At 41.3% G+C, this 15,525-nt stretch carries 12 protein-coding genes, 3 pseudogenes and 1 other annotated feature; of the genes and pseudogenes, 14 read left to right on the plus strand and 1 reads right to left on the minus strand.

The features are described 5' to 3' along the window. The first annotated feature begins 131 nt into the window (after positions 1-131). From F907_RS07715 to F907_RS07645, 14 genes and pseudogenes are all read left to right on the plus strand, one after another. Complete coding sequence (locus F907_RS07715; RefSeq protein ID WP_004653592.1) at positions 132-407, plus strand: metal/formaldehyde-sensitive transcriptional repressor; 276 nt, start codon at positions 132-134, stop codon at positions 405-407. Positions 408-455: 48 nt separating this feature from the next. Continuing rightward, a complete protein-coding gene (locus tag F907_RS07710; protein ID WP_032862179.1) occupies positions 456-1,565 on the plus strand; it encodes an S-(hydroxymethyl)glutathione dehydrogenase/class III alcohol dehydrogenase in 1,110 nt (369 codons plus the stop codon). 58 nt (positions 1,566-1,623) lie between these two features. Then, the gene (locus F907_RS07705) at positions 1,624-1,980 is read left to right on the plus strand and encodes a winged helix-turn-helix domain-containing protein (protein WP_005275285.1); all 357 of its coding nucleotides are present in this window, start codon (positions 1,624-1,626) and stop codon (positions 1,978-1,980) included. Between the two features lie 249 nt (positions 1,981-2,229). After that, complete coding sequence (gene atzF, locus F907_RS07700) at positions 2,230-4,056, plus strand: allophanate hydrolase (RefSeq protein WP_016652384.1); 1,827 nt, start codon at positions 2,230-2,232, stop codon at positions 4,054-4,056. An 18-nt stretch (positions 4,057-4,074) separates the two neighbouring features. Then, a pseudogene (locus F907_RS07695) lies at positions 4,075-5,253 on the plus strand (ATP-binding protein); the annotation flags it as partial. 46 nt (positions 5,254-5,299) lie between these two features. Next, positions 5,300-6,519, plus strand: a protein-coding gene (locus F907_RS07685) for an IS3-like element ISAba19 family transposase (protein ID WP_087486619.1) whose coding sequence is annotated in 2 segments (ribosomal slippage) — positions 5,300-5,576 and positions 5,576-6,519 — 1,221 coding nt in all. Because the reading frame shifts where the segments join, the coding sequence is not laid out codon by codon here. After that, positions 5,575-5,691 (plus strand) — a sequence feature (AL1L pseudoknot). (Overlaps the previous gene by 117 nt.) 34 nt (positions 6,520-6,553) lie before the next feature. Next, positions 6,554-8,992 (plus strand): annotated as a pseudogene (locus F907_RS07680) (5-oxoprolinase/urea amidolyase family protein); the annotation flags it as partial. 6 nt (positions 8,993-8,998) lie between these two features. Continuing rightward, entirely contained in the window at positions 8,999-9,703 is a 705-nt protein-coding gene (locus F907_RS07675; RefSeq protein ID WP_016652387.1) for a GntR family transcriptional regulator, read from the plus strand. A 64-nt stretch (positions 9,704-9,767) separates the two neighbouring features. Then, a complete protein-coding gene (locus F907_RS07670; protein WP_016652388.1) occupies positions 9,768-10,073 on the plus strand; it encodes a hypothetical protein in 306 nt (101 codons plus the stop codon). A 236-nt stretch (positions 10,074-10,309) separates the two neighbouring features. Next, a complete protein-coding gene (locus F907_RS07665; protein ID WP_016652389.1) occupies positions 10,310-11,188 on the plus strand; it encodes an AraC family transcriptional regulator in 879 nt (292 codons plus the stop codon). A gap of 4 nt (positions 11,189-11,192) precedes the next feature. After that, positions 11,193-12,206 (plus strand): NAD(P)H-quinone oxidoreductase, encoded by a 1,014-nt coding sequence (locus F907_RS07660; RefSeq protein WP_016652390.1) that lies wholly within the window; start codon positions 11,193-11,195, stop codon positions 12,204-12,206. 99 nt (positions 12,207-12,305) lie between these two features. Further along, a complete protein-coding gene (hchA, locus tag F907_RS07655; protein WP_016652391.1) occupies positions 12,306-13,181 on the plus strand; it encodes a glyoxalase III HchA in 876 nt (291 codons plus the stop codon). 215 nt (positions 13,182-13,396) lie between these two features. Further along, entirely contained in the window at positions 13,397-14,098 is a 702-nt protein-coding gene (locus F907_RS07650; RefSeq protein ID WP_016652392.1) for a winged helix-turn-helix domain-containing protein, read from the plus strand. 119 nt (positions 14,099-14,217) lie between these two features. After that, entirely contained in the window at positions 14,218-15,231 is a 1,014-nt protein-coding gene (locus F907_RS07645; protein WP_016652393.1) for a 2-dehydropantoate 2-reductase, read from the plus strand. A 56-nt stretch (positions 15,232-15,287) separates the two neighbouring features. Here the strand turns inward: F907_RS07645 and F907_RS18505 are convergent. After that, positions 15,288-15,503, minus strand: a pseudogene (locus F907_RS18505) (bile acid:sodium symporter family protein); the annotation flags it as partial. Positions 15,504-15,525 lie beyond the last annotated feature (22 nt).

Raw genomic sequence — 15,525 nt, forward strand, 5'->3', positions numbered from 1 at the left:
TCGCACTCCTCATTTCTTTCTCCGTAAATAACTTTCTGTAAACTAAGTTTTATAGAATATAAATCAGTAAATATTGAGCTAAATTACTATACTGGTGTATAGTATATTTTTGGATTCAATCTGGTCTCATTATGCCTAAACAACTAGAGGATAAAAAAAAGATTCTCACACGTGTAAGGCGAATTCAAGGTCAAGTCCAGAGCGTTGAACGTGCTTTGGAAAATGACACCGAATGCGCTGATATTTTGCAGCAAATCTGTGCAGTTCGTGGTGCATTAAATGGTTTGATGACTGAACTTCTCGAAATTCATTTAAAAGATACTTTGGTTGTCGGTGAATCTTCTGAGTTGCAACGCAGTCAAGAGCTCATTCAAGTCAGTAAAATTCTTAAATCTTATTTAAAGTAAAAAATAGGGCAACTGAAATATCAACCGACCCTAAGGAGTATCATTGTGATTAAATCCCGCGCAGCCGTGGCTTTTGCCGCAGGTGAACCATTACAAATTGTAGAACTTGATGTTGAACCACCGAAGGCAGGTGAAGTTCTGATCAAAATTACTCATACAGGTGTGTGTCATACCGATGCCTTTACGTTATCTGGTGATGATCCTGAAGGTGTTTTTCCTGCAGTGCTGGGGCATGAAGGTGCTGGGGTGGTGGTTCAGGTCGGTGAAGGTGTGACCAGTGTTGCGGTTGGTGACCATGTCATTCCGTTGTATACCGCTGAGTGTAAGGAATGCCTATTCTGTAAATCGGGTAAAACCAATCTCTGTGTTGCGGTTCGTGCCACTCAAGGTAAAGGTGTGATGCCAGACGGTACAACGCGTTTCTCGTATAATGGCCAACCGATTTATCACTATATGGGCTGTTCAACCTTTAGCGAATACACCGTTGTTGCGGAAGTCTCTTTGGCAAAAATCAATCCTGAAGCCAATCATGAACAAGTCTGTTTATTGGGTTGTGGTGTGACTACAGGTATCGGTGCAGTACATAATACGGCGAAAGTACAGGAAGGCGATAGCGTCGCTGTCTTTGGTTTAGGCGGTATCGGCCTTGCTGTGGTACAAGGCGCTCGTCAAGCCAAAGCAGGACGTATTATCGTAGTGGATACCAATCCAGATAAATTTGAGTTGGCAAAACAGTTCGGTGCCACTGATTTCCTCAATCCAAAAGAGTATGAGCAGCCGATTCAACAAGTAATTGTTGAAATGACGGGTTGGGGGGTTGACCATTCTTTTGAATGTATCGGCAATACCAATGTCATGCGTTCAGCACTGGAATGTGCACATCGCGGCTGGGGACAATCTGTGATTATTGGCGTTGCTGGTGCAGGTCAGGAAATCTCAACGCGTCCATTCCAGTTGGTGACAGGACGTAAATGGATGGGAACTGCTTTTGGTGGGGTAAAGGGTCGTAGCCAATTACCAAAAATGGTAGAAGACGCAATGAAGGGTGAGATCCAACTTGAACCATTCGTAACACATACCATGCCGTTGGACGATATTAATGATGCCTTTGACTTGATGCATGAAGGCAAGTCGATTCGTACCGTGATTCATTTCTAAATTTTAAAGATAAGATTTGATGGTGTGCGATACATCATCAAATCTTGAGTAGATCTTGATGTCAAAACCACGCTTAAAACTGCATGTTCGTATTCTATCTGATGAACAGATTGCCTTTGGCCCGGGTAAGGCAGAGTTATTGGATGCAATTCAGCGTACAGGATCAATTTCTCAAGCCGCAAAATCCATGGATATGAGTTACCGCCGTGCATGGCAACTGGTGGATACCATGAATCAATGCTTTCATTCCAATCTGGTCGAAACTCAAACAGGTGGAACGCATGGTGGTGGTGCAGTGGTGACCGAATTGGGGCAAGTCGTGCTCAAAAAATTTAGAGCGATGGAACAGCAAGCGATTCAGGCAGTAGCGACTGAGTTCGAAGAATTATCTAATTATTTGAAAGTAAATAAATAATTTTATAAAAATAATTAACTTCAATGAAACTCCCCCCAATTTATTGCTCTTAATTTTACTTGTTGAAACTGTGCTGACTTATAAGGCATAGGCATTATTGTGGTACGTGTTTTGGCACCAGTGCTGAGTCATGTAAGTTATCAATAATCCAATTAAATGATTAAGTTTCTGATTATTTTATAAAAAATAAAACTGGCACACTTTCTGCTTCTATCTATGCAAACTTGTATACAAGATAGGATTCATAAAGTGAGCGAACTAAAAACTTTAGGCTGGACAATTTCTGAATGGCAAACGGCGTATTCAAAACAAGAGATCCAGCTGGATATTTTAAAAGAACTGGTTGCAGCGATTGATCCTAATGATGTTGCTTGGATTTCTGTTGCAAGCAGCGATTTGTTGCAACAACAAATCCAATCCTTAACGCAACGAACACAAGATACGGATAACCTGCAAAAACAATTTCCGCTTTACGGTATACCGTTTGCCGTTAAAGACAATATTGATGTGGCTGGCTTTGTCACCACAGCAGCTTGTAAGGCACTCACTACAGTTGCCACCCAAGATGCCGAAACAGTGCGTCTACTCAAACAAGCAGGTGCGATAGTCATTGGTAAAACTAACCTTGATCAATTTGCAACAGGATTGGTTGGAACACGTTCACCCTTTGGAGCAGTACCGAATAGTTTCAAACCGGAATATGTCAGTGGGGGGTCAAGCTCGGGCTCAGCCAGTGTGGTCGCACGTGGTTTAGTTCCATTTTCACTGGGTACAGATACTGCAGGATCAGGCCGTATACCTGCGGGCTTCAATAATATTGTGGGTTTAAAGCCAACCAAAGGTCGTTTTTCTAATCGTGGTTTACTACCAGCAGTCAAAAGTATTGATTGTATTTCAATTTTTGCCTTAACTGTGGCGGATGCTGAATGGGTTGCCGCTCAAGCCGAAGCCTATGATGCCTTAGATAGTTACTCACGTCAGCATCCTAAGAATGTGCCTGCACGCTTCTCAAGTCAGTTGAAGTTTGCAATACCAAATCAATTGAACTTCTTTGGTGATGTACAGGCAGAAAAAGCTTTTTTACAGACCATCCAATTACTGGAAAGTTTTAATGCTGAAATTACACCAATTGATTTTTCTGCTTTTGAACAACTGGCGGCACAGCTTTATCAAGGATCTTGGGTCGCAGAACGTACTGCTGCAGTCGAGAATTTACTTACAAGCAATGCCGATGATTTTGATCCGACAGTACTGGAAATTGTGCGGCAAGGTGAAAAATATTCTGCTATCGATGCCTACAACGCTGAATATTTAAGATTAGATTTGGCTCGAAAGATTCAGGACAGTTTGGCTGAATTTGATGCGTTGATTGTGCCAACTTCGCCAACGATTTATACCATTGAACAAATACAGCAGCATCCGATTGAATATAACGCACATTTCGGCACGTATACCAATTTCACCAATCTCGCCGATTTAAGCGCATTGGCATTACCCGCTGGCTTTAGAGCAGACAACTTACCATTTGGTATCACTTTGATTGCACCTGCTTGGCATGATGCAGCCTTGGTACATTTTGGTAAAGCTTGGCAAAACTATTTGTCACTAAAACTCGGTGCTTTAGATAAAACATCATCGATCAGTGCACCAACTTTGGTATCTCCTCATCATATCCGGGTCGCGGTTGTCGGTGCACATTTGACAGGCATGCCATTGAATTTTCAGCTCACCACACGTGGTGCAGTACATGTCGAAACCACTAAAACCTCTCAGGATTATGCCCTATATGCCTTAAATGGCACTGTTCCCCCAAAACCAGGCTTGGCGCGTCAGCAAGAGGGGCAAAACATCATTGTCGAATTGTGGGATGTACCTACAGCGCGCTTTGGCGAGTTTGTGGCAGAAATCCCAACGCCGTTGGGCATGGGCAATGTTGAACTGGAAGATGGTCGCTGGGTCAAAGGCTTTATTTGTGAGCCGTATGGCTTAGGTGATGCAGAGAATATCAGCCATTTTGGCGGTTGGAGAGCTTATATCCAGCATCGCAACAGTCAATCAGCCAATGCAGCCAACTAATTTTTGAGAGGAATCATCATGTTTAAGACCGTACTTATTGCAAACCGTGGTGAAATTGCTGTCCGTGCAATTCGAACACTAAAAAAATTAGGCATCACCAGTGTCGCGGTCTATTCGGAGAGTGACCGTTATGCACAACATGTACAGGATGCAGATGTTGCAATTGCATTGGATGGATTAAAGCCTGCTGATACTTATCTCAGCATCGAAAAATTGATCCAAGCTGCTAAACAGACTGGGGCTGAAGCGATTTTTCCGGGTTATGGTTTCCTGTCTGAGAGTGCAGATTTCTCTCGTGCCTGTGAAGAAAACAATATTGCCTTTATGGGGCCAACCGCGGAGCAGATTCTGGAATTTGGTCTAAAACACCGTGCGCGTGAACTTGCTGCAGCGGCCCATGTTCCAATGACACCCGGCACAGGCTTACTGGACAGTTTAGAAGAAGCATTGAGTGCGGCTGAGCGTATTGGTTATCCAATCATGCTAAAAAGTACTGCTGGAGGCGGTGGTATTGGTCTCACCCGTTGTGATACTCCACAAGCACTCACGGATGCTTATGAAAGTGTGAAACGCCTAGGTGAGCAGTTCTTTAAAGATGCAGGTGTGTTTATTGAATGTTTTATTGATAAAGCACGGCATGTCGAAGTACAGATTTTTGGTGATGGCAAAGGCCAAGTGGTGGCATTGGGTGAGCGGGATTGCTCATTGCAACGCCGTAACCAAAAAGTGGTTGAAGAAACGCCAGCAGCGAACTTACCTGAAGCAACCCGTAAAAAGTTACATCAGGCCGCAGTGGAACTGGGTCGCTCTGTCAATTATCGCAGTGCAGGAACGGTTGAGTTTATTTATGATGCGCAACGCGATGAGTTTTATTTCCTTGAGGTGAATACGCGTTTACAGGTAGAGCATCCTGTGACGGAAATGGTGACAGGCCTCGACTTGATTGAATGCATGCTCAGAGTCGCGGCAGGTGATGCCTTGGATTGGGACTATCTCAGCAATATCCAACCCCAAGGTGCTGCGATTGAAGTCCGTGTCTATGCTGAAGATCCTGTGAAAAACTTCCAACCAAGTCCGGGGATTCTGACCGAAGTTTCTTTTCCAGAAGGCATCCGTGTAGATACTTGGGTGAAAACAGGGACCGAAATTTCTCAGTATTTTGATCCTATGATTGCCAAGATTATTGTACATGCTGAACCGTACCGGGTTTGTCGGAGAGTCAATATTCTGAGAGACTATCCCGATGACAAAACCAAACTATACCCCCGAAATTAGAGAAAGAGCGGTTCAATTACTAATTGAATCTGAAAAAGATTATCCTTCTACTTGGGCAGCAATCACAGCTATTGCTCCTAAAATCGGTTGTACTCCTGAAACATTGCGTGTTTGGTATTTAAAGCATCTGGATCAACTAAATCCTGCCAAAGTACAACAGATATCTGACCAAGAAAAAATGAAGCAAATGGAACGTGAAATTAAAGAATTAAAACGTGCCAATGAAATTCTACGTAAAGCAGCCGCTTTTTTCGCCCAGGCGGAGCTCGACCGCCCACACAAATAATGGTGGATTTTATCCATAACAATAAAGATCGATATGGTGTTGAAGCGATTTGTAGAATTTTACCGATTGCACCTTCAACCTATTACCGAACTTTAGATCTCACTGACAATCCAGAACATCGAGCGAAACGAGATCTACATGATGAGTATCATGCTGAACAAATTAAACGAATTTGGAAAGAAAGTTCAGGTCGATATGGTGTACGTAAAGTTTGGCAAAAATTGAAACGTGAGGGTTATGTTATTGCACGTTGTACAGTTGCTCGATTGATGCAAAAGCTAGGTATACAAGGTGTTTGGCGTGGTAAGAATAAACAAACCACCCGTAACCGAGATGACCAAAAACGGGCAGATGATTTAGTGAAACGTAATTTTAATGCTGATCATCCAAACCAACTATGGGTGGGTGACTTTACGTATATTCAAACTCATTCAGGCTGGGTATATACCGCATTTGTTATTGATGTGTTCTCACGAGCAATTGTTGGATGGAAAGTATCTACACGGATGAATACAGATATGGTGCTTGATGCATTAGAGCAAGCATTGCATGATCGAGGCATGCCAAAGAATGTGATTCATCATTCCGACAGAGGTGTGCAATATCTTTCCATTCGCTATACCAATCGTTTAGAAGCAGCAAATTTACGAGCATCAGTCGGTACAACGGGTGATTCATACGATAATGCTCTGGCTGAAACGGTGAATGGCTTATACAAAACAGAGGTGATTGAATATTTAAAAGCAGATTGGCAAGGTTTAGCAGATGTACAACTTGCGACACTAAACTGGGTAGATTGGTTCAATAAAAAGCGTGTACACAGTGCACTGGGTTATGTATCGCCTTTTGAGTTTGAAGCAATGTACTATGATAAGATTAACCCGTTAGGTCAGGTGGCTTAACTTAAATAAAAAAGTCTCCGACAAACCCGGTACGGTTCATGCCGAAGATCGGGCTGCTGCAATTGAAAAATTAAAAGTAGTTCTGGCAGAAACCCGTTTAAATGGTATCAGCACCAACTTGGATTATGCTCGAGCCATTGTTTCAGACCAGCGTTTTGAGTCTATGCAAATCTGGACACGGATGCTGGATGATTTCAACTATTCACCAAAAGTGATTGAGGTGGTACAAGCCGGAACATTGAGTTCAATTCAAGATTATCCAGGACGTACTGGTTATTGGGATATCGGTGTACCGCCTTCAGGGCCAATGGATGATTATGCCTTCCAGCTGGCCAATCGTATTGTCGGTAATGATGCAAAAGCAGCAGGTTTTGAATTTACCTTGGTCGGGCCAACTTTAAAGTTCCATGCCGATACAACGATTGCACTCACAGGGGCAAGCTGTACAGCAGTGTTAGATGAGCAACGGATTGCGTTTTGGCAGCCGATAAAAGTCAAGGCCGGTCAAACCTTAAAAGTTGGACAAGTGGCATCAGGCTGCCGGACTTATTTGGCCGTGCGTGATGGGCTGGATGTTCCCTTATATTTGGGTAGCCGTTCAACCTTTGCATTGGGCAATTTCGGTGGTCATGCAGGACGTACTTTACGTGTTGGTGACATGATTAAAATGGTTGATGCAGAACTGGCCAGTGCCGAATTACCGCTGGCAACAGATACACCACAAGCGCTATCCAAAGATCTCATCCCTGAATATAGCAATGAATGGGAAATCGCAGTGCTGTATGGGCCGCACGGTGCACCTGATTTCTTTAAACCTGAATATGTGGAAGAGTTCTTTGCCTCTGAGTGGACGGTGCATTTTAACTCAAACCGTTTAGGGGTCAGACTTTCAGGTCCAACACCAAGTTGGGCCAGAGAAAATGGTGGCGAAGCAGGCTTACACCCATCTAATGTGCATGACTGTGAATATGCAATTGGTGCGATCAACTTTACTGGTGATTTCCCTGTAATTTTGGCAAAAGATGGTCCAAGTCTTGGCGGTTTCGTTTGTCCTGTGACGATTGCTAAAGCAGAACTGTGGAAAGTTGGGCAATTGAAAGCCGATGATAAAATCCGTTTTTACCCAATCACGGCGGAACAGGCCAATGCATTAGAACGGAAACAAATTGACAATATTCAGAACTTTGCGGATGCTTCTAAAGTCATTGAAATCATTGAACCTGCTCAAGACGTCTTTAGCACTATTTTGGCTCAACGTGAACCAACTGATTTATCGCCAAAAACCGTGTATCGCCAAGCGGGTGATAGCTATATTTTATTAGAATACGGTGAAAACGTTTTAGATTTAGCACTACGTTTGCGTGTGCACCAACTGATTCAGATGATTCGTAATGCCAATCTGGCAGGTGTTTTGGAACTGTCACCAGGGGTACGCTCATTACAAATTAAATATGATGGTCTGGTGATTCCTCAAGCCGAGCTGATTCATCAATTGCTGAAACTTGAAGAGCAAATGGGTGATTTAAGTCAACTGAAAATTCCATCACGTATTGTGCATTTACCAATGGCTTTTGAGGATAGTGCCACTTTAGGCGCAGTAGAGCGTTATCAGGAAAGTGTCTGTGCCAAAGCACCGTGGTTACCGAACAATGTTGATTTTATCCAACGGATTAATGGTCTAGCGCATCGAGATGAAGTGAAAGACATTATTTTTGATGCGAACTATTTAGTCCTTGGTTTGGGCGATGTTTATCTGACTGCACCATGTGCGGTACCGATTGATCCACGTCACCGTTTACTCAGCTCAAAATACAATCCTGCACGTACCTTTACTGCAGAAGGTACTGTCGGTATTGGTGGGATGTACATGTGTATTTATGGCATGGATTCACCGGGTGGTTATCAGTTGATTGGACGGACGCTGCCGATCTGGAACAAGTTTAAAAAGAACAAGCAATTTGGTGATAAACAATGGTTCTTACAATTCTTTGACCAGATTAAATACTTCCCTGTGACTGAAGCTGAATTGAATGAATGGCGTGCAGATTTTGAAAATGGCCGTGCTCAAATTCAGATTGAAGAAACCGAGTTTGACTATGCTGACTATGTACAGTTCTTGGACAACGAAGCCGAAAGTATTGCCGCATTTAAACAGAAGCAACAACAGGCGTTTAGTAGTGAAGTCAGCCGTTGGAAAGAAGAGTTTGCTGCACAACCTGAACAACATGTGGAACAAACCAATCATGTTGACTACAGTCATCTTTCTTCTTTAAATGCCTCAATGACAGGAAATATCTGGAAGATCTTTGTGGAACATGGTCAAGAGATCAAGAAAGGGGAAACTGTTGCGATTATTGAAGCCATGAAAATGGAGTTACCAGTTTATGCAGAGGAAGATGGTATCGTCAAAGCGATTATTTGCCGAGCAGGTCAAACCGTACATAGTGGTGAGCCATTGGTATATATGGAATAAGCTTGAATGAAAGAAGCCAGTATCAACATAAAAAACACAGCAAAAAGCTCAGACAATTTGTCTGAGCTGGTTTACCAACGCATCAAGAATGACATTTTTGATTTCAAATTGATGCCAGGTGAACGCTTTACAGAATCTGAAGTTGCCAAAGCCTATGAGGTGAGTCGTACTCCAATCAGACAAGCCTTGTATCGCTTGCAACAAGAAGGTTATGTTGATGTGAGCTTTCGGAGCGGTTGGCAGATTCGACCGCTTAACTTTCGTTACTATGAAGAACTCTATGATGTCCGTATCGTTCTAGAAAAAGATTCGATTCGAAAGCTTTGCCAAATTGATCATCACAACTCGGTTGAGTTGTCGGTTTTAAAAGAATTATGGTTGGTGCAACCGTCTGAGTATTTAAAAGATATCAAACAGTTGTCTCAGCAAGATGAGGACTTTCATTGTGCCTTGGTTCGTGCTTCGGGCAATAATGAAATGGCGAGGATTCATCGTGATTTGAGTGAACGCATTCGTATTATTCGCCGTTTGGACTTCTCCAAAGATTATCGAGTCGAGGCGACTTATCAGGAACATCAAAAAATCTTAGGTTTTATTTTCGATCGACACACTGAACACGCGATCAATGCAATTGAAGCGCATATTATGCAAAGTCGTAATGAAGTGAAAAAAATTACCTTACAGATGTTGGATTCGAGTCAGTTTTATTAGGTTTATTCATAGTAGTAATATCATCTTTGATTTTAATTTATTAATATGAATTTTTAGGTAGCCTATGAAAGAGCTTTACTTGCTAATACTCAATCAACATAAGAAAAAAATGATTTTCTTTTTTTCCTTATTGTTTTTGTTGGGAGGAGGCGTTCAGTTTCAAACAAATTATTCAAATTTAGCATCACTATTTACTATTTTTTTAGCTTGTATTTACTGTTTATATGCATGGTTGAATGGAACTTTTACTTTCGCAGCTCCATTAGATGAAAATAGCAGTGGTAGTGATGTTTTTTGGCGTTGGGTAATGATTTTTATGAGTTTTTTATTGTTTATTTATGCTTTTTTAGCTCCAATCTATAAATTATGATAATTAGTTATCGAGTAAAAATTAGCTGCGTTTTAAAGCTGTATTTTGTTTTTTGTACTAGATAATTAGTATTGAATATCTATTTAGTTACTAATTAAATGAAAAGGAATGCCTACAAGCCAAAAAGGCATCTTATAAAAACTCTCTTTTCCATGCCTAATTCTGCATAAAACTAACAGTTTTTATCTCTTTGCTATTTAATAATAAAAATCACATTTCCAATCATCAGATGACACATGATGAATGACCAAACACTAATCAACTTATTTCTAAAGCTCATCCCGAAAGAAGGCTTTTTTGCCACATCTATTGATGGCATTACCTTGATGCGTGTCGATCACAATACACCACCGATTGCAGTGCTACAAGAACCAACCTTAGTGTTTGTTTTACAAGGCCAGAAGCGCGGTTATATCGGAGCGGAAACATATTCGTTCAAGCAAAATGAATGCCTGATTGTCTCAGTTTCAATGCCATTTGACTGTGACACCATTGCCAGCCCTGAAGCACCGATGATTGCGATCGGCATGAAATTGGAAGCGGATACGGTCAATGAGCTACTGGCTAAAACCTATTTTGAAAATTACCAGTTTAAGCCACTCACCACGGGAATGAGTGTGATCCAATATGATCAAACACTATCGAATGTCCTCATCCGTTTGTTAAATACCCTGACTTCCGAGCAAGATGTATTAATCTTGGGAGATCAAATTAAACGTGAGCTCCTTTATCGAGTCATTCAACATTCAGGTGCCGATGTATTAAAAGGGCTGGTCGCTCAGGGCAATCTCAGACCGATTTATAAAATTTGTGAGTACATCCAGCATCATTTTACCGAAAAACTCACTGTGGAGAGGTTGGCAGAACAAGCCAATATGAGTACCTCCGCATTTCATAAAGCCTTTAAACAGGTGACGCAGCATTCGCCTTTACAATATTTGAAAGTGGTTCGGTTGCATAAGGCAAAACAATTGTTGCAAAACGCAGACCAAAGTGTGGCTCAAGCGGCTTATGCTGTTGGATATCAGAGCTCTTCTCAATTTAGCCGAGAATTTAAAAAGCAGTTTGGTTTTCCACCCAAACACGCTGAATTTAATACTGAAACGGAGTCATGATTAAATGAATCAAAATAGCGTAGAACAAATGAAATATATCGAAATTACACAAGCTGGCGGTCCCGAAGTTTTACAAGTGGCTCAAGGACCTCGACCAGAGATTAAAGCAGATGAAGTGCTTATTGAAGTCTACGCAACAGGAATTAACCGACCTGATATTTTACAACGTCAAGGTCTCTATCCGATGCCTAAAGGGGTAACGCCAATTCCTGGACTAGAAGTTTCAGGCGTGGTTCGTCAAGTGGGTGAACACGTCACACAATTTAAAGTTGGAGATAAAGTCTGTGCACTGACCAATGGTGGTGGTTATGCGGAATACTGTGCGGTGCCTGCCAATCAAACTTTAAAAATCCCCAAGAATTTGAGTTTTGTTGAGGCGGCTGCTATCCCTGAAACTTATTTTACAGTTTGGGCCAATCTGTTTCAGATTGGACAATTAAAGAAGAGTGAAACCGTACTGATTCATGGTGGAGCCAGTGGTATTGGTTCGACCGCGATTAGTCTATGTCATGCAATGGGTATTAAAAACTTTTCTACGGTTGGGAGTGATGACAAAGTAGAAAAATTAGCTTCGGTGTCACAGGTAATTAATTACAAAACACAGGATTTTGAAAAAGAAGTTTTGGCCCAAACGGATGGTCAGGGCGTTGATGTGATTCTCGATATTATTGGTGCTGCCTATTTCAATCAAAACCTAAGATTATTAAAACGTGATGGTCGATTGGTGATTATCGGATTTATGGGAGGGCGAAAAGTCGATGGTTTTGATATACAGGAGCTAATGCTAAAACGTGCAGTAGTGACAGGTTCGACCATGCGTGCAAGAACCTATGCTGAAAAAGCCCAAATTACCCAAGAACTTGAGCAGTTTGTCTGGCCTCTGATAGAAGCAGATCAATGCAAGCCAATGATCTATAAAACCTTTGCATTTGATGACGTTGCTCAGGCACATCAATGCTTGGAAAGTAGCCAACATACGGGCAAAGTGGTACTCGAAATTAAATCTGAATTTGCCTAATTGTATTCAATCCATGTCTGTTCATACTCAGAACTTGAGTGTAACAGGCCATTAAAGCAGTATGCATATAAACATAACGACCTGATGAGGAATCTGAAAATGACAACAAATCCTGATGATCGCAATCCTAGTCCAGACCATGCAGAAGACAATGCTTTTTTCCCATCGCCGTATTCGTTAAGCCAATATACATCGGCAAAAACAGATTATGACGGTGCAACGTATCCAAACCCATATAAAGGCGATAAAAAGATTTTAATGATTGCAACAGATGAACGTTATATCTTGATGCAAAACGAAAAATTCTTTTCCACAGGCAATCACCCTGTCGAAATGTTATTGCCAATGTTTCATCTGGACAATGCTGGTTTTGCTTTTGATGTTGCAACACTGTCTGGCAATCCGGTTAAGTTAGAAATGTGGGCAATGCCTCATGAAGAGCAAGTGGTCTTAGATACCTATAAAAAATATGAAAAGCAGCTTAAAGCCCCGTTGAAACTGGCGGATATTCTAGAGCAGGCTTTAAGTGCCAATTCTCCTTATGCAGGTATTTTTATTCCGGGTGGACATGGTGTACTGGCGAAGATTCCACAAAGTAAAGAGGTCAAAGCACTGTTAAAATGGGCAGTCGCAAATGATAAATACGTGATTACCTTGTGTCATGGCCCAGCCTCATTACTTGCAGCAGCAGTTGATGAAAATCCAAAAGATTATATTTTTAAAGATTATCAGATTTGTGTATTTCCTGACGCATTAGATAAAGGCCCGAATATTGATATTGGTTATATGCCAGGACAATTACCTTGGTTGGTTGGCGAAAACCTTGAAAAGCTTGGGGTGGAGATCCTGAATAAAGGAATCACAGGACAAGTTCATCAAGATCGTAAATTATTGACAGGCGATAGCCCGCTAGCGTCTCATAACCTTGGAAAACTTGCAGCTACAACATTATTGGCAGATCCTGATCTTCAATAATCGTAGATGTTGAAATAGATAAAAGCCCAACCTTGTTGCTGGGCTTTTATTTTTTAGAGTATTGGGATAAATGATGATGTTTAACCAGATTCCGATATCTATCTATTGCAAAAATGAACATTTGACTGACACCAAAATTACATTTCTGTCATTTGAAACTATTTAAAGTTTTACAACGTTATTATCTTCTTAAGCAAGGCTTTAACAGGTTTAAGATGAAAATATTACTAGTCGAAGATGAGCAAAAAATTGGCAGCTATCTGAACCAGACCTTATCAGATGCGGGTTATATGATTGATTGGGTCACAGATGAGATAACAGGAAAGCACCTTGCATTATTGTTTAGTGAATATGATCTTGTGATATTGGATGTAATGTTTGCAGGCTTAAATGGTTGGAATATTTTGCAAGATGTCGGGAAGAGTGGGAAAACGATGCCGCTGTTGTTTTTAATAGCGCGTGATCAAATAGAGGAGCGCATCAAAGGCTTTGGCCTGACATTTACCTTTGTTGAATTGCTTAATCGAATCAAAAGTTTACTGTATAGAGAACAGCGAAATGATGAAATCAACCGGATTTGTGTTGCTGATCTTGAACTCGATTTATGGAAACGTTGTGTACGTCGTGCAGGAAAGCGTATCAATCTTACTGCTCAAGAATATGCATTGATTGAACTGTTTATGAGTCGACGTGGGGAAATTCTGCCGCGGGCTTTAATTGCTTCACAGCTATGGGATAGCTATCATGATCGTGATAGTAAAGTGATTGAAGTTGCAATCAGCCGGTTAAGAAATAAAATTGACCGCAATTTCATTCCAAAGCTCATTCATAATGTTTATGGAATGGGATATGTGCTTGAAGAATGGCGTGGGATACGAACACCCAAAGAAGAATCTGTATTCGAAATAAATCAGTGACGACTTCTATTGAAGAACAATAGTCTGATAAAAAGAAAGCTGTCAGCTATGTGACAACTGCAAGCTATTTTTTGATTATATTAAAATAGTAAAGGAATTGAAGTCAGTTAGGACATTGCATGAAGATATGTATTTATGGCGCAGGTAGTATTGGATGTTATCTTGGTGGGCGACTGGCTGCTGCAGGAGCAGATGTCGATTTCATTGTACGGCCTAAAATACAACAACAGTTGCAACAATATGGCCTTATCGTTTCAGATTATTTAGCAAATAAGCAAACTATCCCGATCACTAAACTTCAACTGAGTAATGATCCCAATATTGCGGCTCAGGCAGATTTGATTCTGGTCTGCGTAAAATCAGCAGCTACAGAACAAGTTGCAGAGGCGCTAAAAGGGGTTTTGAAGAAAAAGACCATCGTGATTAGTTTTCAGAATGGTTTAAGCAATGTCGATCTTTTAAAACAAATTTTACCAGAGCAAACCATTCTTGCAGGCATGGTACCTTTTAATGTGGCTGCTTTAGGAAATGGAGTTTTCCATCAAGGTACGGATGGTGCTTTGTATGTGAAACAACATGCTGCTTTAACTGAGCTTGTGGCTGCATTCAAAAATGCCAAACTTGAACTGAAACTTGAACAAGATATGCAGGCGATACAATGGGCAAAATTATTGCTGAATTTAAATAATGCAGTGAATGCCTTGTCGCAGCTTCCTTTAAAGCAGCAGCTTTCAATCAGAGCTTACCGTCAATGCTTGGCAATGGCACAGCAGGAGGCTTTGTCATTGCTTAAAATTGCAAAAATTAAACCTGCTCAACTGACGGCTATACCCGCCAATCTTGTTCCATCGGTACTCAGGCTGCCTAATTTTGTTTTTAGTTTGGTGAGCAAGAAAATGTTGGCGATTGACCCATTGGCCCGTTCTTCAATGGCAGATGATCTTCTCACTGGCCGAACGACTGAAATTGACTGGATTAATGGAGAGGTGGTTCGCCTAGCAAACCAACTGAGCTTAAAAGCACCAATTAATGAAAAATTGATTGAATTAATTAAACAGGCTGAAATAACACCCAAAGCATGGTCAGCAGAAGCACTCATAGCTGAATTAAAGACGGTAAACAGTGCTGAATAAAAGACATAGCATATAGCGTTGTATGTATATGCTATGTCGCCGTTTATAACTAAAGGTTAAGCTTCAATAACTTCTTGCGTGCCAAATCGTGTAATCAACATGCCAAAGATCGTAGCGAAGATATACATGAAGATTGAGTAGACAGCAGCTGGCATCGCTATGGTCGTACTTGCCATAATCGTCAGTGCAATGGTCATGGCAAGGGTACTGTTATGAATCCCGATCTCAAACGCACAGGCACGAGCTTGATATGAACTGATCCCAAACAGCTGAACCGTACCGGGTTTGTCGGAG

This window comes from Acinetobacter colistiniresistens, assembly GCF_000413935.1.
In the GTDB taxonomy this organism is placed as follows: Bacteria; Pseudomonadota; Gammaproteobacteria; order Pseudomonadales; family Moraxellaceae; genus Acinetobacter; species Acinetobacter colistiniresistens.

Excerpts from the sequence above, each read along its gene's own strand:
- hchA (WP_016652391.1), top strand. The coding sequence starts at position 12,306 with ATGACAACAAATCCTGATGATCGCAATCCTAGTCCAGACCATGCAGAA.
- F907_RS07665 (WP_016652389.1), top strand. The coding sequence starts at position 10,310 with ATGATGAATGACCAAACACTAATCAACTTATTTCTAAAGCTCATCCCG.
- F907_RS07670 (WP_016652388.1), top strand. The coding sequence starts at position 9,768 with ATGAAAGAGCTTTACTTGCTAATACTCAATCAACATAAGAAAAAAATG.
- F907_RS07660 (WP_016652390.1), top strand. The coding sequence starts at position 11,193 with ATGAATCAAAATAGCGTAGAACAAATGAAATATATCGAAATTACACAA.
- F907_RS07715 (WP_004653592.1), top strand. The coding sequence starts at position 132 with ATGCCTAAACAACTAGAGGATAAAAAAAAGATTCTCACACGTGTAAGG.
- F907_RS07675 (WP_016652387.1), top strand. The coding sequence starts at position 8,999 with ATGAAAGAAGCCAGTATCAACATAAAAAACACAGCAAAAAGCTCAGAC.
- F907_RS07645 (WP_016652393.1), top strand. The coding sequence starts at position 14,218 with ATGAAGATATGTATTTATGGCGCAGGTAGTATTGGATGTTATCTTGGT.
- F907_RS07705 (WP_005275285.1), top strand. The coding sequence starts at position 1,624 with ATGTCAAAACCACGCTTAAAACTGCATGTTCGTATTCTATCTGATGAA.
- F907_RS07650 (WP_016652392.1), top strand. The coding sequence starts at position 13,397 with ATGAAAATATTACTAGTCGAAGATGAGCAAAAAATTGGCAGCTATCTG.